The 936-nt window shown below is 61.2% G+C and carries 1 protein-coding gene; it reads left to right on the top strand.

Annotation, left to right across the window (positions count from 1 at the left end; genetic code table 11):
• Nucleotides 1-585 (top strand): hypothetical protein (locus ABD844_RS34525; protein ID WP_344887300.1); only part of this gene is annotated, 585 nt, incomplete at its 5' end.
• Nucleotides 586-936 lie beyond the last annotated feature (351 nt).

The following is a 936-nucleotide window of genomic DNA, read 5'->3' as shown; positions in this document are numbered from 1 at the left end:
GAGCCACCGATGCTGGCTGAAGAATCTGCGATCTGCATCATTAAGTCAGAAACGCCTCACCTGGCTGGATCGCAGATCAACGACATCAGACCCGGCGCCTACGGGGCAGGTACGTCACGCAGAGTCCAGGAGATAGTTGATGCCAGCAACGAGCAAGAGCGAGAACGCAGCAGGAGCGACCCCGCACGCGGAGGCCAGCTACCGAAGGGAAGCCCGCTACCGTATGGACGGCGACCAGACGCGGTCCTGACGACAGGGGTCGAGGAACGTCGCTATCGGCTCATCGTGGAGCGCCGCATCCGCGTGGTCTCGATACCTGGGCATCCGTCAGCCCGGCGGCTTCGCCCGGGCACCTACATAGGGCTGGCCTGCGGAACCGAGATCCACTATGCCAAGGTTCGCCGGATCACGGGGTATCCATCGGCCGAGGCCCTCGTGAAGGCGGAAAGTCCGAGATGGATCGATCCCGAACGTACCGCTCTGCAAGCCTTGGGGGACTGCCATCAACGGTTTGTGTCGTTCAAGACACGGAACCCGAGTGTAGACGTAAGAGGACTTCTCGCCGTCGAGATCGCTCTGCAGTGATGTCATACTGCTACACCCTTGCTCGTACGGCTTGTATGACCGGTGGCGGCGCGCGGCGATTCTGCGCCTGCCGAGAATTCCGTCCATGCAGGTCAAGCGGCATGCGAGTATTCGTGGAGGACGCCTGCGGGTGCCGAATATTCATCCATGCAGGTCGTGGAGGTGATGCGCTTTCTTGTGCTCCCGCTGGGCGCCCGGACGGCATGATGGCCGATCGTGTTACTGCGCTTGGCGTACCTCACGATGACGACCACTTTCTCGTTCCTGGGGCCGCTATCTCGGACTGATCGGGACAAGGAAATCGAAATCTTGGTGTTACGGCACCAGTTGATGGCGCTGCAGCGGCAGGTG

The organism is Nonomuraea antimicrobica (assembly GCF_039536965.1).
GTDB classification, from domain to species: Bacteria; Actinomycetota; Actinomycetes; order Streptosporangiales; family Streptosporangiaceae; genus Nonomuraea; species Nonomuraea antimicrobica.
The sequence above is the reverse complement of the archived record's forward strand: the minus strand, read 5'-3'. Positions and strand labels throughout refer to the sequence as shown.